We start from the raw sequence: 24,079 nt of genomic DNA on the forward strand, positions 1-24,079 counted from the left end.
GGTGCTCATTTTTGAGGTTGAACTGCTGCACGGCACTTATCGAGCCGACCCAGATGGCTCTGCACCGACTGGGCGGCAAACCCATGGTGAGTGGCCGCCGTCGCCGGCCCGGCTCCTTGCCGCCCTGATTGCCGCAGATGGCACCCGCGAGCGGTGCCGACGCACAACTGGCAGCGAATTGGACTTGTTGGCGGCAGCAGGCCCTCCGGTAATTCACGCTGATCCCGGCCCGCACCATCAGCCGCTCCAAGAGCGCTATGTCGCCGGGCAGGACCGGGCAAGGAGCCAGCAACAGGAGTATCTGGCCCGCAAAGGCGTCTTGGTTCGTCCAGGGGTCAGGGTGACACTGCGGAACCCATTGGTCCGGTTTGTATACGACATCGAGATCAGCGATACCGATATGGCAGCCCTTGAGTACCGGGCAGCGCGAGTGGGGTATCTGGGCTGTGCCGACTCGCCTGTGAAGATCACCGTCGCTCAGGACTCCGACCTTTCTGCCGACATCGACCGTGGTCTCGCATGGATTCCAGATGACGAGGGCGAAGAACTCGTCAACATCCACACCCGGGGCGATGTGAAGAGATGGATGGCCGCGTTTGATGCCTGGTCACAGCATGGTGCAACGAGGGGCCAGACTCGACGGCACCAGCCGCGAACTAGATATCGACATCCAAACGATCCGATCCCGAATCCAGACCTGGGCAGAGTTCGGGCATGGTTGAGGTTTCAAAGACCATTAGCGGGCCGAAGAGCTGTAGTAGTTGCCCATGGACTCAAACAAGCTGCTCTTGCCCGATACCAACAGCAGTATGGAGAGCCTCCCGCCTGGTTGCACGGCCATGTCAACAACGGTGCCGAGTACCAGCTAGCCCGGTTTCTCGCACTGCCGAACGTGGGACATCCCTACTCTGATGGGAAGGTCCACGGTGCTGCGGTTTGGGTGCCAGGCGGGGTTGACGAGACGGAGGCGCGAAACCTGGCCAATGTTCTGTTTTCCATGGAGTCGCTTTCGCTGGCAGGCGGCAAGAAGGTAGCAGTTGACCGATCCCGAGAGGGGTGGACCACGAACCGTCGACGGTGGACGGGTCCGGCGCGCCGATGGGTGACTGCTCTTCCGGCGGTCAACGACCGTCATGGGCGAATTGACTCGAATGCGGTGGTTCGTTGGTGCGAACAAGCAGGACTGCCGAAGCCCATCAAGTATCGGATCAGCCGGAAGCCTTTGCTGCCGGGAGGTGTGGATCTGCATCCCACTGAGACTCGTCGCCCTGGGCATTCCCAAACCCGCCCCTACGCTCATATCGGTTTGGTCTTTGAGGAACCGGTCATGGGTCCAGTCGTCATCGGTGCTGCCCGGAGCTATGGACTTGGCTTGTGCGCTCCGTGCGACCCACCAGAGGCAGCAGCATGAGCATCCCCGAGTGTCCGTCGTTCCACGAGTGGTACGAGGCAATCAATGGCCGTGAGCCGTTCCCCTGGCAAGCACGTCTGGCCGAGCAGGTTGCCGAGACCGGCGAATGGCCCGAGTTGGTTGGCATTCCCACAGGGTTGGGAAAGACCGCCTGCGTTGACATAGCCATCTGGACGCTTGCCCGCCAGGCTGATCGATCCCCAGGCGACCGTACTGCTCCCACCAGAATCTGGTGGGTAGTGAATCGCCGCCTACTGGTGGACGACACCTACCAGCACGCCTCGCGGGTTGCAGCACTACTGGCCGACTCCGATGATCGGCCAAGTGTCGTGACTAACGAAGAGCTCTTTTCAGTCGATCCAGTGACCGGCGAGGCCGCAATGGCCGTCAAAGCCGTTGCAGCCCGGCTCCGAAGCATCGCCGGCGTTGGGCCACCATTGCAGGCACTTCGCCTCCGGGGCGGCGACTCCCGTACTCGGCCTAGCACCCCTGTTCAGCCGCATAATCGGCCTGGGACCCCTGCCCAACCGGCGATCATCTGCTCCACCATCCCCATGTACGGCTCACGGGTGTTGTTCCGGGGCTATGGGTCTTCGAGATCAATGCGGCCGATCGACGCTGCGCTTGCCGGAACGGACAGCCTCCTCCTCCTCGACGAGGCTCACTTGGCCCAACCGCTTCAAGTGCTCCTTGAGTCCATCAGTGGCCACGGTGGGCTTGGAGCAGGAGATGAGCAGGTGCTGCCGAGCCAACGTAGGGGCGTAGCGGTTGCCTCGCTGACCGCTACAGGCAGCCCTAGAGCCGACACGTTCGCCCTCAACGAAGACGACAGGTCTAACGAAGAAATACAGAGACGCCTGGGAGCATCGAAGCTCTTGAGCATCCAGCAGCACGCTGGAGGTGACCCGGCGAAATTGATCGCATCCGCGGCAAAGGAGTTGTTGGACAGCCTCGACCCCGAACCCGCGGCCGGGGTACTTGTGTTCGCCAATACACCCAAGACAGCTTTGGCAATTGCAAAAGCTCTGGACTCTCGACGCGACTGCGTCGTAAGGGTAGCCACCGGGAGAATCCGCGGTGCTGAAGCCAGCGAAGTGGTCGACGAGATCACAGGCAGGATGCGGGCTGGGCAATCACCTGGCCACCAGGGCAACAAGCATCTCGTTGTTGTTGCCACCCAGACCCTCGAAGTCGGAGCAGACCTCGACGCCGACTACCTGATTACCGAGGCGTGTGGTGTCCGCGCACTGACTCAACGCCTCGGCCGTCTCAACCGGCTCGGACAGCGATCCCATGCCCGAGGTGTCTACGTCCACGTCGTACCTAAAGACGGGCAGTGGCCCGTCTACGGTGACGAACCAGCCAGAGTGCTCGAACAACTGCTGGACTCTATCGGCTTCGACGAGGCCGTTGACATGTCACCCGGGAAGATCGCCAACGTGCTCGGAGACACCCCCGAGGAATCCACAGATGCGCCTGTTCTGGCAGAAGCCCTGCTAGGGGAGTGGGTCAAGACAACCACGCCACCACCGGGAGAGGCACCTGTCGAACCGTACTTCTCAGGGCGGCTTGAGCAGGACCGGAATGTCGACGTCGTCTGGCGAGTGCATGTGCCGGATATCGGCAACAGGATATGGCCCCGCATATTTTCTCAGGAGGTCGTCTCAGTCCCCCTGCATGAAGCCCGAAAAGCGCTCGCCGGGGCCGACTGCGTCCGAATCGGCACAGAACATTCCGCAGAGCAGATCGAAAAGGACGGCAACGGCGAACTTGTCTTGTATCCCGGCAACACGATCATCGCCCCCAGCTGGATCGGAAAGCTCGACAGCCACGGACATTGGAATCCTTGGACGAAGGAACTGGCGCAGGATGCCTCGATGTTCGACAACGGCCTCGTCATTTCCGAAAGCACTCTGGCCGGTCTGTATGAGCCGGTCCCTGAAGAACCCCGCGAGGCCATGAAGGAGCTATGCCGCCTCGTCAAGCACGAAGACGGTGAACCTGAGCCTGGAGACGTCGAGCAAGCGGCGGTCAGGCTCTGCAACGGGCTCATGGACTCCGACGTTCCCCCGCCATTTGACAGAGACGGCCTCCGGGAACAATGGAGCGATTTCTTGCAAGCACTCAGAGACGGGATCGACAGAGGGGACAGCGGCCAGCCGGTCGTGGAACCGGCTAGTGAACCGCCGCGACTTCCTGTTTACGCACATCACGGGGAGCCTGAAACTGCCCCGCAAGTCAGCTTTGACGAATACGACGAACTGTCAATTGCAGATCCTGTGAGCTTGGAAGCCCACGGCAATGACACCGCCGCGGTAGCAAAGACCATCGCCGCAGCCGCAGGCGTTGATAGCCGCACAGCCAAGATCGTCGAGCTCGCAGCCCGGCTGCACGACATTGGCAAAGCCGACATTAGGTTCCAGAATTGGCTTGATCCCGACAATACGCATCCCGGCCTTCTGGCAAAGTCCAACACTCCAGGGTCGGAATGGGAACGCCTCCGCAATGCGTCCGGATGGCCTAGGGGCGGACGCCATGAAGAGCTGTCGCGCAGACTTGCCTATGCCTGGCTGGCACAGGGCGACCATGGCCTGACCGATGAAGATCAGAAGCTCCTCCTCCATTTGGTAGTAGCCCACCACGGCCGAGGCCGTCCGCTGGTAGCACCCGTAAATGACCAGAATGGAACCACAGTTGACTACCAGATTGAAGGACGCGAAGTGACCGCTGGCGCGGACTTGTCGTGTGCAGACTGGGAGCAGCCAGCCAGGTTCGCCGCGTTGAACCGGCGCTACGGATGCTGGGGATTGGCACTGCTTGAAGCCATTGTCCGGCAGGCAGACCATCTCATGTCGCAGAAGGGGGAGATCCGATGAGCAGCGCTACGAGCCGCGAGTGCCCGGGCCTCCCGGCGGAATGGGTCAACGGCTGGCTTGCCGCACTCGGAACTACTGTCCTCGATCCGGAGATGAGACTCAGCTGGACTTCTGACCCTTCTCCGATCGCGGTACTCCATCACCCCCGCAAGGAGCCGGCAACCGCTGTGGCAGAAGCCTGGCCAGACAAAGGGCGCTTTGAAGAGATGCCGCTGGCCAGAGACCGACAAGGCTGCGCCCCAATAGAGAGGCAGGTTCCAGTTGACATCTTCGTGGAACGCGTTAACGCCACCAGGGGTCATCCTGATGCGTGGACTCTGACTTCGTCGCTGACCGATCTCGCTCTCGATTCCGGCAAAGTAGCCCATGCGCCCTTCGACCCAGCCGGTCCCGGAACGATCAAATGGCTCCACCATCGACTTGTCAAGGTTAACGGACACATCCCCCACGATGATCCCGCCGGACTGATCGAGGCAGTCGCGGATGCCCTCGTCGGCCTTTCTGTCCCGGTGGCCGACAACGGGCTCGGGTTCGACATATCCCGAATACCAGATCGGGCGAATGAGAGCGGAGGTCTGATCCTTGTTGACCCGGTCATCGAAGTTCTCGCATTCTTCGGCTTGGCACTGCTGCCTGTCCGCGGTGACGGAATCCAGCAGCGCCAAGAGAGGGTAAGGCAGCGAGGCCACGGAATAGGTGGCCGACGAGAGGGGGTGTTCATATGGCCAGCATGGAGTCAGTCATTGGACCGGTGGGGGATAGACGCGCTTTTGGACGCATGGCATCAGACCTGGAAACCCCGAAAGTCCGGCGATGTCCTGCAATGGCGAACCAGCAAATCCGAGTGGGAGAGACTCGGGGTCCACACCAGTTGGGAAACTAGGTCTTATAGACCCACAGCCAGCGCCGACAGCACCCGTGGCCTCAGCAGCACGCGAATCCAAACGCCCAGATCGCGCTCTAGGCGCTGAGCGGCACGACCACCGCTGAGAAATGGACGGTCCTGCCCTCCCAATAGTGCCGGTATCGGCTATCGAACACTACGAGTACTGCCCCCGCCAATGCGCCCTTATACATGTGGACGGCATCTGGGCCGAGAACCCGCACACGGTCAGGGGGAGGAGAGCGCATCGGCGCGTCGACGACCATTCGCAGTCTCGTGCTGAGCGCGGTAAGCAAGTTCTTCGAGCCGTTCCGCTTTGGTCGGAGAGGTATGGACTGTCAGGTCGCGCCGATGTTGTAGAAGTCCTAGAAGATGGAACCATCCGACCGGTTGAGCACAAGTCAGGTGTCCGTCATGGCATCACGGCCGACCTCCAGGTTTGTGCTCAGGCGATCTGCCTAGAAGAAATGCTCGACACATCAATTCCGGGTGCGGCGATCTGGTATGGCGGGCCGCGGCGTCGATTTCAGGTGGAGCTCACTTCGGAACTTCGACGAATGACGCTCCAAACAGTGGGAGAAATCCGACAGCAGCTGGTTGATGGCGTTATTCCAGGCGCGCCAAATGATGCTCGCTGTACCCAATGCCAGCTTCGCCACCACTGCTTGCCTGAGGTTTCCGCGAACTCAGAGAGGATGGCGGCATACCTCCTTCGAGTGCTCCCGGCATGACAGAACCAGCGGATTTTGCGGGTTCGGACGGGGGCAGAAAACGCAACACGGTCTACACAGTTGAATACCAGTCGAGGATCAGCCACAAGAAGGGCTCGCTGATCATCTCAACACCTGAAGCCAAGCGCCGCATACCGCTAGAGGCTGTTGATGCCGTCGTGATGTTCGCCGGGCACATCACTACAGATGCCATTGCTCAATGCGTCGGTCGAAAGATCAGAGTGTCAGCGCTGACTAGAGGGGGGAAGATCAAGTTCGTTGTTGGTGGTCCTATTGCCGGCAACGTCCACCTGCGAACGGCTCATCACCTTGCTGCCCGTGACGCGACCGCAGCAATTGGCGCAGCCCGTCTCATCGTCGCGGCGAAGATCCGCAACAGCGCCGCTGTGCTCCGAAGGTGGGGGCTTGATCACTCCGAACCTGACATTGCAATTCAGCTCTGCGATCGGAGCGATCAGATATTGCGGCGAATCGAGGGAGTTGCATCTGCTGGAGACCGAGACACACTCCGAGGTATCGAGGGCGACACAGCCCGTGTCTATTTCAATGGTCTGGCCGCTGTACTTGAGAGCAGCCCCTTAGAGTTCAGCGGACGGACCCGCCGACCACCCCGCGACCCGGTCAATGCTGTCATGTCCTTTTGCTATGGGTTAGTCACTACTGAAACAACCGGGGCATGCGATGCCATAGGTCTGGACCCCCAGGTCGGATTCCTGCATCAGGCCCTGCGTGCTGGGCGCCCGTCGCTTGCCTTGGACCTGACTGAAGAGCTTCGAGCACTTACTGACCGTTTTGTGGTCACTTCTATCAGACGGGGCCAGATCACACCCGAGCACTTCACCGAGACCCCTGGTGGTGCCTACTACCTATCCGACGAAGGACGTCGCAAGCTGATCGGTCTTTGGGAAGACCATAAGAACACCTCTCTCAACCATGAAGTCCTTGGCCGTCCCGTCCAACGGTGGGCCATCCCCACTGCGCAAGCCACTCTCATGGCCAGATGGCTCCGTGGCGACTTGCCGGGCTATCCACCCTTCCTGCTTGAAAATTGATCTATGGATGTCATAGTCGCTTACGACATCTCCGACACGGATACTCCAGCAAGCGCTGCCAGGCTGCGCCGAGTAGCCGATATCTGCTCTGCGTACGGGGAACGCGCACAGCTGTCAGTGTTCGAGTGCCGCCTGACCCCAGAGTCACACGCTCAGCTGATCGGTGAGCTATACGATGCCATTGACCTGAGCGCTGACTGCATCATCATCTACAAGGTAAATGGCAACCTGCATGACAGCCGCATGGTTATCGGGATTGATCGACCTCACCGACTCGGGGACACTTGGATTGTCTGACCAGCGCTACAGCTGTCCTAGCCGAGCGATAATCTTGATGCGGGTTCTTCTCAAGCAGGTGAGAACCTTCGGTGATCCTTGACAATCGAATAGAGCGTGAAGCCAATCCAGCTAAATCCATGCCTTTCCCCTCCTAACCAAGATCAGTCACCGACACCGAAAGTAAAGATGGAGGGGTGTCGCCGGGGCTAACCCCCCGGCCCTCATTGAACGGACCTCTACTCGGCGCCCATCCCCGTGTTCGACCAATGGTGTCGCCGGGGCTAACCCCCCGGCCCTCATTGAACGCGGTCGAACCCGCTGGTAGCCGAACACGGCATGTCCCGTGTCGCCGGGGCTAACCCCCCGGCCCTCATTGAACGAACCGCACCGATTTGCTGCAAAAGAGGCAGGCGATGGTGTCGCCGGGGCTAACCCCCCGGCCCTCATTGAACGTGGTAGCCGAGGATGGTGACGACGCGGTCGATTACCGGTGTCGCCGGGGCTAACCCCCCGGCCCTCATTGAACGGCTTGGGATGACCCGAATGCCAATGAGTGCATGATGCGGTGTCGCCGGGGCTAACCCCCCGGCCCTCATTGAACGAACGTGTGGAAGCAGCAGCACCGCTCCGGCGAGACCGGTGTCGCCGGGGCTAACCCCCCGGCCCTCATTGAACGCAGATCATCGGGGTGGTGGGGCCCAACGTCGCGATCCGGTGTCGCCGGGGCTAACCCCCCGGCCCTCATTGAACGGCTCTCAGATGGCAAGTAGGGAGTTGGATGTGGCCGGTGTCGCCGGGGCTAACCCCCCGGCCCTCATTGAACGCGGCCCGGCGATCTGGTGTCGGACATCGGCGAGGAAGGTGTCGCCGGGGCTAACCCCCCGGCCCTCATTGAACGGTTTCCCAGCGTTTGGTGCTGCGGGCTCTCCATGTGTGTCGCCGGGGCTAACCCCCCGGCCCTCATTGAACGATGGGGATCGCCCCGCCCACCCGATTGCCGAGATGGTCGTGTCGCCGGGGCTAACCCCCCGGCCCTCATTGAACGACCGCCCAGCCGAGCGCCAACGCGGCCTCGTGCTTCGTGTCGCCGGGGCTAACCCCCCGGCCCTCATTGAACGCCGCTGGCCAAGCTGGTGGGCTTGACCGCCACCCCCGTGTCGCCGGGGCTAACCCCCCGGCCCTCATTGAACGTCCTCGATCACCGCCCTGTTCTGCCGGTCCAACTTGTGTGTCGCCGGGGCTAACCCCCCGGCCCTCATTGAACGTTCGTCGTCAGCAAGTCGTACTGCGTGCCCGGAAGGGTGTCGCCGGGGCTAACCCCCCGGCCCTCATTGAACGTCCGGGATCTTGAGGTTGTCGCGCTGCGCGTTCTTCAGGTGTCGCCGGGGCTAACCCCCCGGCCCTCATTGAACGCAGGGCAAGTACGGAGTGAACAGGATCGAGGCGGTAGGGGTGTCGCCGGGGCTAACCCCCCGGCCCTCATTGAACGACCATCGACCGGGGGAACAGTGCCGCGATCTCCCTTGTGTCGCCGGGGCTAACCCCCCGGCCCTCATTGAACGCCTCACGGATGGAGCAGCACCGCTTGAGGGAGCAGAGTGTCGCCGGGGCTAACCCCCCGGCCCTCATTGAACGGATCATCTGGCGGACCTGGCCCGACCCGTCGAAGCCGTGTCGCCGGGGCTAACCCCCCGGCCCTCATTGAACGCAGTGCCGGTGCGTCGCCATTCCCGTCGTCACGCCGGTGTCGCCGGGGCTAACCCCCCGGCCCTCATTGAACGCGCTGCTGGATGGGCCCTGCCGCCTCGGAGGCCAGCACGTGTCGCCGGGGCTAACCCCCCGGCCCTCATTGAACGCAGTCGATTCGCTGGGTGACGAGGCTCTGCGACACGGGTGTCGCCGGGGCTAACCCCCCGGCCCTCATTGAACGTCGTCGGCGAGCTGGCGGGTGGCTGCGGCGGCGAGGTGTCGCCGGGGCTAACCCCCCGGCCCTCATTGAACGGGCCTGGAGGTCGTGGAGACAAACGAATGAGCGAGTACGTGTCGCCGGGGCTAACCCCCCGGCCCTCATTGAACGTCTCGATGATCCGCAGTTGCTCGCTGAGCGCGGTTATGGTGTCGCCGGGGCTAACCCCCCGGCCCTCATTGAACGCACCCGGTGCGGAAGGCCGCCGCGTGCGCGCTGATGGTGTCGCCGGGGCTAACCCCCCGGCCCTCATTGAACGTTGGCCGTGTTGCCGTCGGTGCGAAGGCCGACCGCCTGGTGTCGCCGGGGCTAACCCCCCGGCCCTCATTGAACGCCCTTCGAAGCCGGCATCGTCGCCTTGGCCACAGCGTGTCGCCGGGGCTAACCCCCCGGCCCTCATTGAACGAGTGGGCAGATGAGCATGGCAGAAGCCCCCGCCGTTGCCGTGTCGCCGGGGCTAACCCCCCGGCCCTCATTGAACGATCAGCGAGCGCATGGGCGGCGAGGGGCTCTGCGAGGCGTGTCGCCGGGGCTAACCCCCCGGCCCTCATTGAACGGAGATGGAGGTGGCGCGCCGCGACACGGACCTCGCCTGTGTCGCCGGGGCTAACCCCCCGGCCCTCATTGAACGCGCACGATCGTGGAGTTGAGCGCCGCCGCCTTGCTGCGGGTGTCGCCGGGGCTAACCCCCCGGCCCTCATTGAACGGCTTCGATGAAAGGGGGATCAATTGTCCCTCCGAAGTAACGTTGCCGGATTCCACAGTCCGGCCCTCATTTGGCGTTTTGCAGTGCATTAGGAAAACGCCGTCGCGGGAATGAGCCTTATGCAATCCGTGTTGAAATCATGTAGCTGATGAATAGTTGTTCACAAATGCACACATGACCTGGATGGTCATGTGTGTTTAATAGCAAAAGCGATTTTCGTGTTGTCAGTGTTCTACAAGTTATTCGATACAGAGTGGATTCATATATTTTGCCTAATTTCAGCTTGATACTGGGGGATATTGTCACCGGTAGCTGATATATTTAGAGGCATGGAGTTAACTGGCTCAGCGAGTGCTGAGACCGCAGCCAAAGACAGCTTTATTGACTTGAAGTCAGATGTGGTAGTTCGCGTATTGCGCGTCGATGTTGGTGAGCTTTCTCTTGAAGATTTGGATGATCGAGTAGAAGTATTGGCGCGGGCTCGCTCGCAGATTGAAGGCCAACTGGCTGAAGTCTTGGCAGAGAGAGCCCAGCGGAGCAGTCCTCGGGCTGCTTCGGCGGTTTTGCGGGAGCGGGTGTTGGAGTCGGCGGGACGGGCGAGTTCGGATGTGAAGTTGGCGGTGTCGCTGTCGGAGCAGTTTCCGGCCACGCTGGAGGCTCTGGCCGCCGGTGAGATCACTTCCAGTCATGCCCGGGTGATTGATCGGGTGGCGGGCAAGCCTGACTATCGCAGTGAAGAAGTCATCTTGGGTGCCGCGAAGGGGGTGCCAGCCGATCTGCTCTCTCGCTATGCGTTGCGGTGGGAGCGGGTCGAGGAGCGGGATTACACCAAGTACGAGCAGCAGCGTCAGGATCGCCGGGCATCCATATCCCAGGAGCCTGATGGCTCTTGGAAGTTGTTCGCCCATTTCGATTACATGGCTGGACGGCGGGTAAGTATGGCGCTGGCCAAAATGGCCGAGGCGTTTCGCCGGGACGAGAATCCCGACAGCAAGATCACCTACCTTCAGCGCAACGCCGACGCCTTGAAGCAGCTGATCACTCGGGACGGCCCCCAGCGGGCTACGCAGGCGTCGCTTTTGATCATCTCCGAGTACGACGCTTCTACCGGTGAGCTCAGCCAGCCCCGTCTTGACGATGGGCAGCCGGTTCCCCCGGAGGAACTAGAGCGGTTGCTCGCTAACGCCGATGTTTACACCGCATTCGCCGACGCCGACGGCCAACCGCTGTGGCTGGGGAGGTCGCAGCGGTCGGCATCGTTGGCCCAGCGGATTGTGCTCGCCGCCCGAGACGGTGGGTGCATCGGCTGCAATGCCCCATCCGAGCGGTGCGAGGCCCACCATATTCAGCACTGGCAAGACGACGGGCCCACTGACATTCCCAATCTTGCCCAACTCTGTCCCGGCTGCCACCACCTCGTCCACGACTGCAACTGGCAGGTCTGCCAGAACCACCGGGGCCGACTCCAAATCAACGCCCCGCCCGATCCTTTCCCCGACACCGGTACCACCACCTACCAACTCGCCCAGCACAGTCCCGTTCTCCGGAACTGATCCTTCCCTTCTTTCACACACAACCAGCCAATAATCGTGAGCCAGTGAGGTTCCCCCCTTTTCGTGGAGGCATGCTCTATGAGGAGGGGGTGAGGGGAAGTGGTTGAGGATATGGGAAGGCTTGATCAGGAACGGATGATCGTGCTGTCGCTGAGGCCAAGGTTTGCGGAGGCCATCCTCGCCAGGGCCAAGACGGTTGAGTTCCGGCGCAGGGAGCCGGCGGCCAACTCATGCGTATGGCCGCGTGATAGAAATATAAGGTTGTTTCTATATAGAGACTGACTTATAGTGCCTGAGTGACGTGGGAAGTCAACGGCACCGATGAGTTCGCCGACTGGTTCGGCGGGCTGACCGAGTCTGAGCAAGACGAGGTGGTTGTTGTCGTAGAGCTTCTCGCAGAACACGGCCCTGAGTTGGATCGGCCCTATGTCGATCGAATCAAGGGGTCGCAATATCACAACATGAAGGAGCTGAGGCCGCGTGGCGTAGCTAAGAACCTTCGAATCTTGTTTTTGTTTGACCCCCGACGCGAGGCCATCCTCCTCACAGGGGGTGACAAGAGCGGGCAGTGGGATCTCTGGTATTCCAAAGCGATTCCCCACGCTGAGCGGCTCTACAGGGAATACCTGAGTGACTTGGCTTCTGAAGGTTTGATTGATGGCACCGGCTAGAAAGGATCGCGATATGGGATACCGCAAGTTCAGTGACATTGTTGGGGAGATCAGCCCTGAGCGTCGCGCTCGCATTGATGCCATCAAAGTGGAGGCAAGGGCCGATGCAGTGGCGTTCAACTTGGGCGAGCTTCGCCGGCACCGAGAGTTGACGCAGGTGGAGCTTGCTCAGCGCCTTGAGCGGACCCAGGCGTCGATCTCAGCCATGGAAGCCGCAGGCGACAATTTGCTATCTACTTGTCGGGCGGTCGTGGAGAGCATGGGCGGCCATTTGGAAGTGGTTGCGGTTTTTGACGACGAACGAATCGTCATCCCGAGTCCTGCTTGAGAGGGTTCTTGCCGATTGCGTCGACGCCGGGTCTCTCAGAACACCGTTAGCCCGAGCGGTCGGGGCCGGCGCGTTGGATGTGGAACTTCACCAGGCAGCGCTGATCGGTGACCATGGCTTGGCGGTATTCGTCCCAGTCGGGGTGCTCGCCTCGCAGGGTGCGGTAGTAGTCCACCAGCGGTTCCAGTGCGTCTGGTCCCGAGATGATCTCGGCCTGGCACTCGATCTGCACCCAGTCGCCGAAGAAATTGCGGGGGAACACGCACAGCCAGCTTCGGGGGTCGCGCCGAAGGTTCTTGGTCTTGTAGGCCGTTTCCCGTGTGCTCATCACCACGGTGTCGTCCACCACTGCCAGGGTGACGGGCGACATCTGGGGGGTGCCATCCGCCCTTGCGGTGGCCAGCACCGCGTTGGTGTTCTCCCGGATGTAATCCAGAGCTTGTGCTGCGTCCATGAGAGGATCCTAGAAGGACGCTCTACCAGCGGTTCCAGCGGGTGACCAGCTCCAGGGGCTCGCGGCGGGCGGGGCGGAAGTCGGTGCCGATGGTGTGGGCGAAGGGGATGAGCGCTAGCTGCATCACCTCGTCGTAGGGGATGCCCAGAAGATCGGCCGCCTCCTGTTCATAGCAGAGGTGGATGGTGGTCCACACCGTGCCGATGCCCCGCTCCCGGGCGGCCAGCATGAACGACCACGCCGCTTGGATGACCGAGCCCACGTGGGAGGCCACGGTCACCGGTGGGTGGTCCCACACTCTCCCGGCCAAACACGGGATCAGCATTCCCGGCACCTCGTGGAGGTGCTCGGACAGATGGCCGGCCGAGGCGTACATCTTCTCGTTGGCGGCCTCTAGTTGGGAGGGGTCCTGTACTTCCAGCCGGGGGAGCGCGCCCAGGTAGTCGCCGGCCACCTCGCCGGCCCGGCGGTACAGGTCGGCCAGTCCGGCGATGAGTTCGGGCTCGGTGACCACCATGAACCGCCAGTTCTGCCGGTTCGACCCGGTGGGCGCCTGCACCGCGATCTCCAGGCACTCGGTGATCAGCTCCGGTGCCACCGGCCGGGACGTATCCAGCCGTCGACGCACCGCTCGGGTGGTGGTGAGCACCTCATCGGCGCTCAAGTTCAAATGGGCCATGCTCCTGTTCTAGCGGGTCACAAGGGGTATTCATCCGCTCATTGCGCAAGTATCATCCGGGTATGGCCTTGGTGTTGGACCGGTATCCGGGCGTCACCTACGACGCCGCCCCTCCTGTGGTCACCGATCTTGAGGAGCTGAGGCTGCTGCGCAAGTGGGAGGCGGCCATTGGCTATCGCATCTTTGCCGCCATGCGCTGGGGGCAAACTGGTGACGGGCATATCACCGCCCGAGACCCGATCCTCGCCGACCACTTCTGGGTGCTGGGCTACGGCATCCGCTTTGGTGATGCCACCATCGACAATCTCACCCTGGTGGGCCCCGACGGCCAGGGCGTGTCCGGTCCTCTCGAAAACGGAGTCAACTTCGCGGCGTACCACATCCACTGGCCGATCCTGAACGCCCGTCCCGATCTGGCGTCAGCCGCACATACCCACACTCCCTACGGCACGCCGTGGTCGGCCAACGTCGAGCCGTTTCGGGCCATCAGCCAGGAGTCGTGTGCCTTCGTGTTCGACCAATCGCTCTACGACGGCGACAACCTTGAAGTGAATGATGTCGATGGCGGGGAGGCCATCGCCCGGGCCATGGGTCCCAGCCGGGTGTGCATTCTCCGCAACCACGGGCTGCTCACCGGAGGGCGGTCACCGGGTGAGGCGGTGGGGTGGTTTGTGGCCGCTGAGCGGGTGGCCGAGGTGCATGTGAAAGCCCCTGACGCCAAGGCCATCAGCGAGGAGGCGGCCAAAGAAGTCGAGGCTTCGCTGTTCTCGGAGGACAACGGCTGGCGGATGTTCCAGTGGCTGGCCCGCGACCTGGTACCCGACCCCTCGGTGGTCTTGGGCTGAGCAAGCCCTGATCGAGGGGGCGCTAGCCGGAATCCAGATCGGGGTCGGTACGGGAGGCAAAGGTGGTCTCCAAGGCTGACAAGGCGGCTTGTTGGCCCACACCCAGACGATCGGCTTCGGCGGCGAAGGCCTCGGCGGCGTCGGCCAGTTGTCGTTCCACCACCGAGAACGCCACCGGGGGCTCGTCGACCACGAACGTGCCGGCCCGGCCTCGGCCCTCCATGATTCCCTCCCATTCCAGTTCTCGATAGGCCCGAGCCACCGTTCCCGGGGCCAGACCCAGTTCTGCGGCCAGCGACCGGATGGGCGGTAGCCGCTCACGGGGCTTGAGCCGGCCCGACGACACCATCAACCGGAGCTGGGCCCGAAGCTGCTCATAGGGCGGGATTCGCGAGCTCTCGTCTATCCAAATCCGCACACCGACATTGTACTAATGTACTGACTCATAAAGCACAATATCTAGAAAATTTCCGGGTTTTTCCCAGTTGTTGCCTAGTTTGTATTGACCTGATAGCGTCCTCATCGGCGACCAGAAAGGACGGCATCAATGAAGCTCATCACCGCGGTGGTTAAACCGCATCAGGTCGAAGACATCAAGGAGGCGCTGGCCGAGGTCGGTGTCCAGGGCATGACGGTGAGTGAAGCTCAGGGCTTTGGTCGCCAGGGCGGTCACACCGAGACCTACCGGGGCACCGAGTACAAGGTGTCGTTCACCCCGAAGTCGCGTATCGAGGTGGTAGTAGATGATTCCTCGCTGGCCGCGGCCACCGAGGCCATTGCTGGCGCGGCCCGCACCGGCAAGATCGGCGACGGCAAGATCTGGACTTCCTCGGTGGAGGGCCTGACCCGCATCCGCACCGGGGAGCAGGGCGCCGACGCTCTCTGATTCGCTACGTCTAACCCCTTCCAAAACGGTACGGCACCACCGGCGTTGGTAGCGTCGCGGCTCGGTGCATCTCGACTACACAGACGACCAGCGCGCTCTCAGCTCTGAGCTGAGGGAGTACTTCGCAGACCTGATGACCGATGAGGTTTGCGAAGCACTCCAAGGCGCCCATGAGACCAGCCCGGTCCGGCTGGAGATTTTCCGCCAACTGGGGCGGGACGGCATGCTGGGCATCGGCTGGCCCAAGGCCTATGGCGGCCAGGGGCGGTCGGCCATCGACCAGTTCATCTTCTTCGACGAGGCGCAGCGGTCGGGCTGCCCGATGCCGTTTGTGACCCTCAACACTGTGGGGCCCACACTGATGGCCCACGGCTCCGAAGAGCACAAGGCCGCCTACCTTCCGGGCATCTTGGCCGGTGAGATTCAGTTCGCCATTGGCTACAGCGAGCCGGGCGCGGGCACCGACTTGGCGTCGCTCACCACCCGGGCGGTGCGAGACGGTGACGAATGGGTGATCAGCGGCCAGAAGATATTCACCTCGGGGGCCAACGAAGCTGATTACATCTGGCTGGCTTGTCGGACCAACCCCGATGCTCCTAACCACAAGGGCATCTCCATCATCATCGTGCCCACCGACAGCCCCGGTTTTTCCCATACCCCGATCGTCACCGTGGGCAACGCCACCACCACGGCCACCTACTACGACGAAGTGCGGGTGCCGGTTGCCAACCTGGTAGGGGCCGAGAACGAGGGGTGGAAGCTCATCACCAGCCAGCTCAACCACGAGCGGGTGGGGCTGGCCGCGGTGGGGGCGCTGTCGTTCCAGCTCTATGACGAAGTGGTGGATTGGGCGGCCGCCACGCCGGCTGCCGACGGGGCCGAGGCTGCGGTGCTGGACCAGGGATGGGTGCGAATGGATCTAGCCCGGTGCCACGCCAAGTTGGAGGCCATGAAGTTGCTCAACTGGCAGATGGCCGCCGCGGTGGCCTCCGACTCGCTGGCCCCGGCCCGGGCGTCGGCAGTGAAGGTGTATGGCACCGAGGCGGTGAGCGACATCTATCACTTGTTGTTGGGAGTGCTGGGGGCAGGTGCCCACCTCCGAGAGGGAAGCCCAGGGGCCTTGCTGGCTGGCCGGGTGGAGGCTGCGGCTCGCACCGCCCAAATCAACACCTTCGGCGGCGGGGTAAACGAAGTCCAGCGGGAGATTGTGGCCTGGACCGGGCTGAAGATGACTCGGGGCGGTCGGCGATGAACTTCGATTTCAGCGAGTCGCAGGAGGCGGTGGCCGCGCTGGCCGAGCAGGTGTTCTCCGGTTCAGCGGGAGCCGACCGGGTGGCCGAGGTGGAGCGCAGCGCTGATCGCTTCGACCGGGAGCTGTGGAGCGCACTGGCCGCCTCTGATCTGTTGGGGGTGGCAATCGGCGAGGAGCACGGCGGGCTGGGTCTCGGCATGATCGAGACCGCGTTGGTGCTGCGAGAGCAGGGCCGTCGAGTGGCGCCGGTACCGCTGTGGCCCACGCTGGTACTGGGGGCCATGCCGATTTCCGAGTTCGGCACCCCGGCGATGCGAGACCGCTGGCTGAAAGCGGTTGTATCCGGCCAGGCGGTGCTCACCGGGGCGTTCTCGGAATGGGGGGCCAACGAGGCGCTGTCTCCGTCGGTGACCGCGACCCGCCGCGAAGACGGGACCTGGAAACTGAATGGATCCAAACCGGCGGTTCCCGCCGCGGGGGTGGCCGATGCCGTAGTGGTGCCTGCTCGCACCGTTGGAGACGGCGATGGCCTGGTGGTCTTTGTGGTGGACCTCGACGCCGAAGGGGTAGAGGTAGCGCTGAGCGAGACCACAAACCGAGAGCTTCACGGCGAGCTGGCGCTGCGATCGGTAGTCGTCGAAGAAGATGCAAGGCTGGAGGGCGCCGACGGTCGTTCGATTGTGGAGTGGACCCTGGTACGGGCCCAGGTGGCGGTGGCCGCGGTGGCGCTGGGCTGCTGCGAGGAGGCCACCGCCATGGCCGCGGCCTACACGTCGGAGCGCGAGCAGTTCGGTCGCCCCTTGTCCACCAACCAGGGGGTGGCCATGCGGGCGGCAGATTGCTACATCGACAACGACTGCATGCGAGTCACCCTGCTCCAGGCTGCGTGGCTAATCGACGAAGACCGCCCGGCGGCCGAGATCGCCGATGCCGCCGCGGTGGCCAAATGGTGGTCGGCCGATGCCGGCCAGCGGGTGGTACACGCCACTCAGCACCTGCACGGGGGCATGGGCGCCGACATCGACTATCCCGTCCACCGCTACTTCCTGTGGGTCAAGCAGCTGGAGAACACCTTCGGTGGCGGAAGTCGCCAGTTGGCCGCTATCGGCCGTGGATTGGCCAGCGCGGGGTAGCTACCAGCCTTTCCAGTTCGGGTCCCGCCGCTCCTTGAAGGCGTTGACCCCCTCGTCGGCGTCCTCGCCGGCCATCAGCACCTCTTGAGCCCAGGATTCCATCTCGAACATGGTCTGGCGGCTGGTCTCGAAGCTGCGGTTCACCAACAGCTTGCTCATGGTCAGGCTCTTGGTGGGCTGGGCGGCCAGGCGCTCGGCCCAGGCCCGGGCCGCGGGCATCAGCTCGTCGGGGGGCACCACCCGGTTGATCAGTCCCATGGCCGCGGCGTCGGCCGCGCTTACGTCGTCGCCGAAGAACATCAGCTCCTTGGCCTTCTGGGGGCCGATAAGGCGGGGCAGCAAGTACACCCCACCGGCGTCGGGCACCAGGCCCCGGCGCACGAATACCTCGATGAACCGCACCCCCTCGGCCGCGATAACCAGATCGCAGGCCACCGCCATATGTACCCCCATCCCGGCGGCGGTCCCGTTGACCGCGGCGATCACCGGCTTTTCGCAGTCCAATATGGCCGATATCAGCTTCTGAGCCCCGACTTTGATGCCTCGGGCCACCTCCATGATGGCCCGTTCGGGAGCATCCGGCGGCTGCACTCGTTCGGGCCGGGCCACCCGCAGGTCGGCCCCGGTGCAGAACCCCTTGCCGTTGGCGGTGAAGATCACGACTCGAACCGACAAGTCCTCGCTGATACGGGCGAACTCGTCGGCCAGGAAGTTCCGCTGGTCGGGGGTGATGGCGTTGTGGGCGTCAGGCCGGTTCAGGGTGAGGGTGAGCACCCCGCCGTCTTGGGCTACCAGGATGTCGCCGCCGAGGACCTCGGTCACGGTTTCGCCTGTGCTCTCACTGCTCATGGTCTGTACCTCGTCTAGCGTGGCCGGTCGTGTCTTGGAACGCCGCCCACCCCAAAGCTAAATGACCGCAGCGGCGGCGCCCCAACCGGTCACCGGGCATCCGGCGATTGGCCTGACCACGCTGGTGATCGCGGCCTCCCTCACCGGCATCGGCCTGTCGATCATGACGGTGGGCTACCCGGCCCTCGGCGAGGCGTTTCCGGGCACCTCCGACCCGACCTTGTCGTGGGTGACCAACATCTTCACCATTGTGGGGGCGGCCACCCTGGTGCCCGCCGGTGTGCTGGCCGACCGGCTGGGCCGGCGGCGGATGCTGCTGGTTGGGACGCTTCTGTTCTTGGTCGGATCGGTGCTAGGTGGGCTGGCCCCCTCGGTGGCGGTGCTGATCGGGGCTCGGGCGGTGCTGGCGGTGGCCTCCTCGATCATCAACACCGCCGCGGTGGCGCTGCTGTTGGCCACGATCCCCGCCAACCGGCTGCCGTTGGCTGTTGGCATCTGGGCGGTGGCGGGCGGCACTTCGTCGGCGATCGGCCCTCCGGTGGGGGGCTTGGCCATCGAATGGTTCGGGTGGGAGTGGATGTTCTGGCTGAACATCCCCTTCTGCTTCATTGTCCTGATCGTGGTGCCGCTGGTGTACCGGGAGTCCCGCAGCGGCGAAACCAAGGCGCTGCCCGACCCCCTCGGTGGAGTTATGGTGGCTGGGGCCACCGCCTTGGTCACCCTCGGCATTGTGCAAAGCGATCCGTGGGGGTGGCTGGACTGGAAGGTGGTGGGCAGCATCATTGGCGGCCTGGTGGTGTTCGGGCTGTTCGTGCTGCGGACGTGGCACCATCCCAACCCGCTGGTGGAACTGCGGCTGTTCCGCTTCCCCAATGTCCGCCGGAGCAACCTGGCCATGCTGGTTTTCGCGTCGTCGTGGTTCGGCATGTTCTTCGGCTTCACCGTGATCGTCATCCGGTCTTGGGGGTGGACTCCCATCGAGGGCGGCTTCGCGGTGGCACCGCTGGCATTGTTCGCCGGGGTCGTCGGGGTGCTCATCGGCCGGGTGGCGCACCGCACCGGCCACCGCATGTTCATCCTGCCCGGCACTGCGATCTATGTGGGCGGCACCATCATGCTGTGGGTGGTGTTGGGCGATGAGCCCAACGCGGCGGTATTCGTGGCGGGCATGACCGTGATCGGAGTGGCCACCGGCATGGTGTTCCCCTCGTTGATGGCTGCCGCGGTGGTCGACGTGCCTCCCGACCAGCACTCATTGGCCTCGGGCATCAACTTCACCTCCCAGCGGGTGGCCACCACCATCGGCGTGGCCCTCGGGCTCACCTTCGCTACCACCGCGGCCTCGGCGTCGGAGGCCATCGACCTGCTCATGGGCATGGTGATCATCACCGCGGTGGTGTCGCTCCCCTTCAGCGCTCGGATCGACACCCGCCCCCGCTGAGGGCAATGCTGAGGGCATGTACATCGCCATCGCCGACACCATCACCCTCGAGGATCCGGGCAACTTCCGCGAGTTCCATGTGTCAATGGACGGCGACGTGGCCGCCGCAGTGGCCGCATTCGATGGCCGGGCCGCAGCCTCAGAGCGAGACAACCACCTCTGGATCGACATCGCCTTCGTGCGAGAACTAGCCGGCGACGCGGCCGACGCCGAGTGGGAGTCTCAGTTCGACGGCATGCTGGCCTACGCCAACTCCAAAGGCTGGATAGACGAGCCCGCCAACCGAGTAGAAGCCCACATCCAGCCGCCCGATTCATAGGCGCGGGCAGCCCGGAAGGGCGTCTCGGAAGCTGTCAGCCCTTGAGGGCGGCGAAGAGTTCGGCGACTAGGGGTTGGGGGGCGCCGTGGAGGGAGAGGTGGATGCGGTCGGCGAGGCCGCCGAAGCGGGATTTGATCTCGGCGGCGGCCTCGGTGGGGGTGCCCTGGACGCTGAGGGTGTGGACCATCTCGTCGTCCCACACGTCGCCGATGTCGCCCCAACGGCCCTGTTTGGTGAGGCGGTTCAGCTCGTCTTGGAGCTCGCCCCAGCCGTGGGCATCGAGCACTACCCGGTAGGCGGGGGTGGAGCCGTAGAAGCCGAGGTTGGAGCGGCAGAGCTGTTCCACCCGCCAAGCCTCCGACTCATCGGCGTCATCTCCGTACAACCCGACGATCACCCCCACGCCGAAGGTGAAGTCGTCCCGGCTGCGTCCGGCTGCGCCTAAGCCTGCTTCCACTGCGGGCAGCGTCTTGGTGCGCAGGAAGCGCTCGGAGCAGAACGGGTGGATCAAGATGCCGTCGGCGGTCTCGGCCACCATCTTGGTCATCTTCGGGCCCAGCGCCCCGGCCCAGATGGGCGGCGTTCCCCACTCCAGCGGCTCGGGCTCGAAAATCGGGGTGGAGAGCGTGAAGGTGTAGTAGTCGCCCTTGAAGTCGAGGGGATCGCCATCCTGCCACCGGGCGAAAATGGCCTTGGTGGCTGCCATCAGCTCTCGCATCTGGGCCACTGGCCGGTCCCACACCGAGCTGTAGCGCTTGGTGATGTGAGGCTTGATCTGCGATCCCAGGCCCAGGGCGAACTTCCCGTCCGACAACCGGTGCAGGTCGAATGACTGGTAGGCCAGGTGCATCGGGCTGCGAGGCAGGGCGATGGCCACGTTGGTGTAGAGGTCGAGGCCGGTGTGCTCGGCCGCGGACAACAGCGGGAAGAACACGTCGCGCTGGCCCTCGAAGGTGAACACCCCGTCGACCCCCATGGCCTGATAGGCCTCAGCCTGATCCCGGACGCCCGCCAGATCGGCAGATAGCGGCATGTCGATCTTCATGAGTTCCTCCTCGTCTGGCTGCCCACAATGTCGATCTTCACGGTCAGGAGCCCTTCAAGCGGGGGAACATGGGAAAGGGGACCTCCTCGGCGTCCTCCTGTTCGGGCAGGCCACCGGCGAAGACGGGCCACACCGTCTCGGCGGTGTGGGGGTGGGGGAGCGACCAATCGAACTCGTGGTCGATGCCCAGCATGTTGGTGAACGGCCACATCAGGCCCCGGAAGTAGACATGGGTGCCGTTGCGGACCTTCTCCTCGAAGGTCCAGGTGTTCATCAACCGGTAGGCATCGGCCTGCGCTTTCTTGACCGCGGCCAGGATCTCGGGCATTTCCTCCCGGTCCACCGGCACCAGCTCCCCGCCGGGGCGGGGCTCGAACACCGACATGGCTTCCAGCCAGGCCAGGTTGTCGGCCGGCACCGAGAACGTGGTGGACAGATCGTTCACCCGGTTGTGGATGCCGGGCCGGAACACCAGGCCCACCACCAGGTTCTGATAGGGCACATCGGCGGCCACGTGGCTCCACGGGATCCAGCTCTGGGCCAGCGACGAGAACTCCCGCACGACCATGTGGCGTCCGTTGGGCAGCGGATAGGGCCCGGTGTCGCCGGTGCCCAGCCGGGTGTCCAAGTAAAGCAAGAACAGGTATTGCTGGAGCCCGGCCACAAACCGTCGCGCCGTGCGGTTGTCGTTGTCACTCTCCACCGGCCAGGCGGCCTCATAGAGGGTGCTTATGATCTCGGGGTCGCAAGTCCGCAGCGTGTCGGCCGCATCCCAGCACGAGCGGAAGCCGTCGCCCCGCCACGGCTCCACCCAGCGGATCCAGTAGTCCATGAGGAAGCGCACCCTGTCTTCCACGTCGTCCACCTGGGTGGTGAGCCCCATGGCCGACAGCTCCTCAAGGGCCCGCCAGCCGCCGAATGGGATGCACACGAGGGCGAAGGGGTGGGCGTTGGTGGTCTGGGTTCCCGGCCCCCGCATCTTGGCCCCGAGCTCGGAGGCATCGAGCACCTCGTCGCACCGGGCCAAAACGTCGGGCCAGCGAAGCCAGGCCTCCATGCCCGAATAGCCGGTGTACTCCCGCACCGGGATCAGTCCCGACGTCAGGCCGGTGCGCTTCTTGGAGTTCTCCGAGACCAGGATGTCCCAGAACTCCACTTGCCGGTTCAGCTCCTCAAGATCCAACGGCATGGTCTGCGGCATGGCTGATGACACTAGCCATCGGTTTGGCAGCAAGGTGTGTCGTGGAAGCCAGGCTCGGCCTACGATCCTTCAATGCTTGCGGCGATTATGCGAGAAGTGGGCGAGGTCAATCTGGACGTGTGCGATGACGTCGAGATGCTTGATCTGGGCCCCGATGATGTAGCCATCAAGATCACCCACACCGGGGTTTGCCACTCCGATGTGTCGGCCATGAACGGGACCATTCCCCAAGCTGCCCCGGCAGTGCTCGGCCACGAGGGCGCGGGGATCATCGAGGAGGTGGGATCCAATGTGGACGACCTCGCCCCGGGCGACCACGTGATCGTGATGTGGTCGCCGCCCTGCGGGGAGTGCCTTTATTGCACGGGTCGCCACCAGCCCAACCTGTGCTCCAACATCACATTCGGCGAGATGGCCCGGATGAAGTTCACCCAGGGCGGCCAGGAGATCGGCGGCATGGCCGGAGCGGGCACGTTCGCCGAGAAGATGCTCATGCCCCGCCAAGGAGTGGTGAAGATCGATGACGACATCCCCTTGGACGTGGCCTCACTCATCGGCTGCGGGGTGATGACCGGGGCCGGGGCCGCATTGAACACGGCCAAGATCAGCCCGGGCTCCTCCGCGCTGGTGATCGGCGCCGGAGGGGTCGGCGTGGCCGCCATCCAAGGGGCGAAGATCGCCGGGGCGGCCGAGATCGTGGCGGTGGACAAGAACCCGGCCAAGCTCGACGAGGCCATCTCCTTCGGGGCGACCCACGCGGTGCTGCCCGAAGACCTGGAGGGGGCCAAGAACGAGATCACCGGGGGCGACGGATTCGACTATGCCCTGGAGTGCGTCGGCGTTCCCGCCCTCATGCGCACCGCCTACGACATGACCCGTCGAGGCGGCACCTGCTGCATCGTGGGGGTGGGCCGCATGGAGGAGATGGTCTCCTTCAGCGCCTTCGAGCTGTTCTACAACGAGAAGACCCTGGTGGGTTCCTACTACGGCGGCACCGATGCGCGTAGCGACTTCCACCGACTGCTGCGGCTGTGGAAGAACGGCAAGCTCGACTTGGAGCGCATGATCACCCGGCGCATCACCATCGACGAGATCAATCCGGCCCTCGAGGCGGTGCGCAACGGCGAGGTTGTACGCCAGGTCATCGAGTTTTGATGGGCGAAATTGTGGGCCGGGGCAGCCCGGTTTTCTCCGGCATCTCCGGCCAGGGCCGGCTGATGCGATTCGACACGCCGGATGATGTGATCGCGGTGCTCGATGCCGGCGAGGACGTGGCATCGGAGACGGTGGCATTGGTGAAAGACGCCGGGGCCACGTTTTTGGCTCCTATTGAGGCCGACCTGGCCGGAATCCTGTGCCGGTCGGGCGACATCGAAAGCCATTTGGCCATCATCAGCCGGGACTTCCAGATCCCCTGCCTGATGGGGGTGGAGTTCGACGGCGACGAGCCGGCTGATGGGACCACGGTGGTTATCGACACCGACGCGGGCACCATCTCGGTGGACGGAGAGGGCTAAGT

General features: G+C 63.6%; 22 protein-coding genes and 1 CRISPR repeat array. Of the genes, 16 read left to right on the forward strand and 6 right to left on the reverse strand.

Annotated features, from left to right (window positions below):
- The first annotated feature begins 1 nt into the window (after nucleotide 1).
- The 8 genes from csb2 (at nucleotide 2) to ACOQPI_RS05635 (ending at nucleotide 12,456) form a co-directional block, all read left to right on the forward strand.
- Entirely contained in the window at nucleotides 2-1,411 is a 1,410-nt protein-coding gene (gene csb2 / locus ACOQPI_RS05600; RefSeq protein WP_420618700.1) for a type I-G CRISPR-associated protein Csb2, read from the forward strand.
- Nucleotides 1,408-4,287 (forward strand): type I-G CRISPR-associated helicase/endonuclease Cas3g, encoded by a 2,880-nt coding sequence (cas3g, locus tag ACOQPI_RS05605; RefSeq protein WP_420618701.1) that lies wholly within the window; start codon nucleotides 1,408-1,410, stop codon nucleotides 4,285-4,287. The genes csb2 and cas3g overlap by 4 nt, the downstream gene beginning before the upstream one ends.
- A gap of 993 nt (nucleotides 4,288-5,280) precedes the next feature.
- A complete protein-coding gene (cas4, locus tag ACOQPI_RS05610; RefSeq protein WP_420618702.1) occupies nucleotides 5,281-5,901 on the forward strand; it encodes a CRISPR-associated protein Cas4 in 621 nt (206 codons plus the stop codon).
- Complete coding sequence (cas1, locus tag ACOQPI_RS05615) at nucleotides 5,898-6,953, forward strand: CRISPR-associated endonuclease Cas1 (RefSeq protein WP_420618703.1); 1,056 nt, start codon at nucleotides 5,898-5,900, stop codon at nucleotides 6,951-6,953. The genes cas4 and cas1 overlap by 4 nt, the downstream gene beginning before the upstream one ends.
- Before the next feature lie 3 nt (nucleotides 6,954-6,956).
- Nucleotides 6,957-7,250, forward strand: a complete 294-nt coding sequence (cas2, locus tag ACOQPI_RS05620) for a CRISPR-associated endonuclease Cas2 (RefSeq protein ID WP_420618704.1) — start codon at nucleotides 6,957-6,959, stop codon at nucleotides 7,248-7,250.
- Nucleotides 7,251-7,426: 176 nt separating this feature from the next.
- Nucleotides 7,427-9,905: direct repeats of the CRISPR family, unit length 37 nt; unit sequence GTGTCGCCGGGGCTAACCCCCCGGCCCTCATTGAACG.
- 328 nt (nucleotides 9,906-10,233) lie between these two features.
- Nucleotides 10,234-11,457 carry a DUF222 domain-containing protein gene (locus ACOQPI_RS05625; RefSeq protein ID WP_420618705.1) on the forward strand — a complete coding sequence of 408 codons (1,224 nt, stop codon included), beginning with the start codon at nucleotides 10,234-10,236 and terminating at the stop codon, nucleotides 11,455-11,457.
- Between the two features lie 296 nt (nucleotides 11,458-11,753).
- Nucleotides 11,754-12,128 carry a type II toxin-antitoxin system RelE/ParE family toxin gene (locus ACOQPI_RS05630; RefSeq protein ID WP_420618706.1) on the forward strand — a complete coding sequence of 125 codons (375 nt, stop codon included), beginning with the start codon at nucleotides 11,754-11,756 and terminating at the stop codon, nucleotides 12,126-12,128.
- 13 nt (nucleotides 12,129-12,141) lie between these two features.
- Nucleotides 12,142-12,456, forward strand: coding sequence for a helix-turn-helix domain-containing protein (locus tag ACOQPI_RS05635; protein WP_420618707.1), 315 nt, complete (start codon nucleotides 12,142-12,144; stop codon nucleotides 12,454-12,456).
- 46 nt (nucleotides 12,457-12,502) lie between these two features.
- On the opposite strand, the gene ACOQPI_RS05640 is transcribed toward ACOQPI_RS05635, so the two are convergent.
- A complete protein-coding gene (locus ACOQPI_RS05640) occupies nucleotides 12,503-12,910 on the reverse strand; it encodes a PPOX class F420-dependent oxidoreductase (protein ID WP_420618708.1) in 408 nt (135 codons plus the stop codon).
- Between the two features lie 22 nt (nucleotides 12,911-12,932).
- Nucleotides 12,933-13,589 carry a nitroreductase family protein gene (locus ACOQPI_RS05645; protein ID WP_420618709.1) on the reverse strand — a complete coding sequence of 219 codons (657 nt, stop codon included), beginning with the start codon at nucleotides 13,587-13,589 and terminating at the stop codon, nucleotides 12,933-12,935.
- A 62-nt stretch (nucleotides 13,590-13,651) separates the two neighbouring features.
- On the opposite strand from ACOQPI_RS05645, the gene ACOQPI_RS05650 reads away from it, so the two are divergent.
- Nucleotides 13,652-14,434 carry a class II aldolase/adducin family protein gene (locus tag ACOQPI_RS05650; RefSeq protein ID WP_420618710.1) on the forward strand — a complete coding sequence of 261 codons (783 nt, stop codon included), beginning with the start codon at nucleotides 13,652-13,654 and terminating at the stop codon, nucleotides 14,432-14,434.
- A gap of 22 nt (nucleotides 14,435-14,456) precedes the next feature.
- Here ACOQPI_RS05650 and ACOQPI_RS05655 read toward each other — a convergent pair whose 3' ends face one another.
- A complete protein-coding gene (locus ACOQPI_RS05655; RefSeq protein ID WP_420618711.1) occupies nucleotides 14,457-14,852 on the reverse strand; it encodes a GntR family transcriptional regulator in 396 nt (131 codons plus the stop codon).
- A gap of 129 nt (nucleotides 14,853-14,981) precedes the next feature.
- Here ACOQPI_RS05655 and ACOQPI_RS05660 point away from each other — a divergent pair, with 129 nt between their 5' ends.
- The 3 genes from ACOQPI_RS05660 to ACOQPI_RS05670 all read left to right on the forward strand — a co-directional run bounded on the left by ACOQPI_RS05660 (nucleotide 14,982) and on the right by ACOQPI_RS05670 (nucleotide 17,705).
- Nucleotides 14,982-15,320 carry a P-II family nitrogen regulator gene (locus ACOQPI_RS05660; RefSeq protein WP_419850021.1) on the forward strand — a complete coding sequence of 113 codons (339 nt, stop codon included), beginning with the start codon at nucleotides 14,982-14,984 and terminating at the stop codon, nucleotides 15,318-15,320.
- 64 nt (nucleotides 15,321-15,384) lie between these two features.
- Nucleotides 15,385-16,572, forward strand: coding sequence for an acyl-CoA dehydrogenase family protein (locus tag ACOQPI_RS05665; protein ID WP_420618712.1), 1,188 nt, complete (start codon nucleotides 15,385-15,387; stop codon nucleotides 16,570-16,572).
- Entirely contained in the window at nucleotides 16,569-17,705 is a 1,137-nt protein-coding gene (locus tag ACOQPI_RS05670; RefSeq protein ID WP_420618713.1) for an acyl-CoA dehydrogenase family protein, read from the forward strand. The genes ACOQPI_RS05665 and ACOQPI_RS05670 overlap by 4 nt, the downstream gene beginning before the upstream one ends.
- Here ACOQPI_RS05670 and ACOQPI_RS05675 read toward each other — a convergent pair whose 3' ends face one another.
- Nucleotides 17,706-18,554 (reverse strand): enoyl-CoA hydratase/isomerase family protein, encoded by an 849-nt coding sequence (locus ACOQPI_RS05675; protein WP_420618714.1) that lies wholly within the window; start codon nucleotides 18,552-18,554, stop codon nucleotides 17,706-17,708.
- A gap of 61 nt (nucleotides 18,555-18,615) precedes the next feature.
- On the opposite strand from ACOQPI_RS05675, the gene ACOQPI_RS05680 reads away from it, so the two are divergent.
- Together ACOQPI_RS05680 and ACOQPI_RS05685 are read left to right on the forward strand one after the other, a co-directional pair.
- The gene (locus tag ACOQPI_RS05680) at nucleotides 18,616-19,995 is read left to right on the forward strand and encodes an MFS transporter (RefSeq protein ID WP_420618715.1); all 1,380 of its coding nucleotides are present in this window, start codon (nucleotides 18,616-18,618) and stop codon (nucleotides 19,993-19,995) included.
- Nucleotides 19,996-20,011: 16 nt separating this feature from the next.
- Complete coding sequence (locus tag ACOQPI_RS05685) at nucleotides 20,012-20,314, forward strand: hypothetical protein (protein ID WP_420618716.1); 303 nt, start codon at nucleotides 20,012-20,014, stop codon at nucleotides 20,312-20,314.
- Nucleotides 20,315-20,348: 34 nt separating this feature from the next.
- Here the strand turns inward: ACOQPI_RS05685 and ACOQPI_RS05690 are convergent, their stop codons facing one another.
- Both ACOQPI_RS05690 and ACOQPI_RS05695 read right to left on the reverse strand, forming a co-directional pair.
- A complete protein-coding gene (locus ACOQPI_RS05690) occupies nucleotides 20,349-21,359 on the reverse strand; it encodes a TIGR03617 family F420-dependent LLM class oxidoreductase (protein ID WP_420618717.1) in 1,011 nt (336 codons plus the stop codon).
- Nucleotides 21,360-21,402: 43 nt separating this feature from the next.
- Nucleotides 21,403-22,560: a hypothetical protein gene (locus ACOQPI_RS05695; RefSeq protein ID WP_420618718.1), complete on the reverse strand. Its 1,158-nt coding sequence runs from the start codon at nucleotides 22,558-22,560 to the stop codon at nucleotides 21,403-21,405.
- Between the two features lie 72 nt (nucleotides 22,561-22,632).
- On the opposite strand from ACOQPI_RS05695, the gene ACOQPI_RS05700 reads away from it, so the two are divergent.
- Both ACOQPI_RS05700 and ACOQPI_RS05705 read left to right on the forward strand, forming a co-directional pair.
- Complete coding sequence (locus tag ACOQPI_RS05700) at nucleotides 22,633-23,715, forward strand: Zn-dependent alcohol dehydrogenase (RefSeq protein WP_420618719.1); 1,083 nt, start codon at nucleotides 22,633-22,635, stop codon at nucleotides 23,713-23,715.
- Nucleotides 23,715-24,077: a PEP-utilizing enzyme gene (locus tag ACOQPI_RS05705; RefSeq protein ID WP_420618720.1), complete on the forward strand. Its 363-nt coding sequence runs from the start codon at nucleotides 23,715-23,717 to the stop codon at nucleotides 24,075-24,077. Before ACOQPI_RS05700 ends, ACOQPI_RS05705 begins: the two co-directional genes overlap by 1 nt.
- Nucleotides 24,078-24,079: the final 2 nt, after the last annotated feature.

The organism is Candidatus Poriferisocius sp., from assembly GCF_965219815.1.
Lineage (GTDB): Bacteria > Actinomycetota > Acidimicrobiia > Acidimicrobiales > Bin134 > Poriferisocius.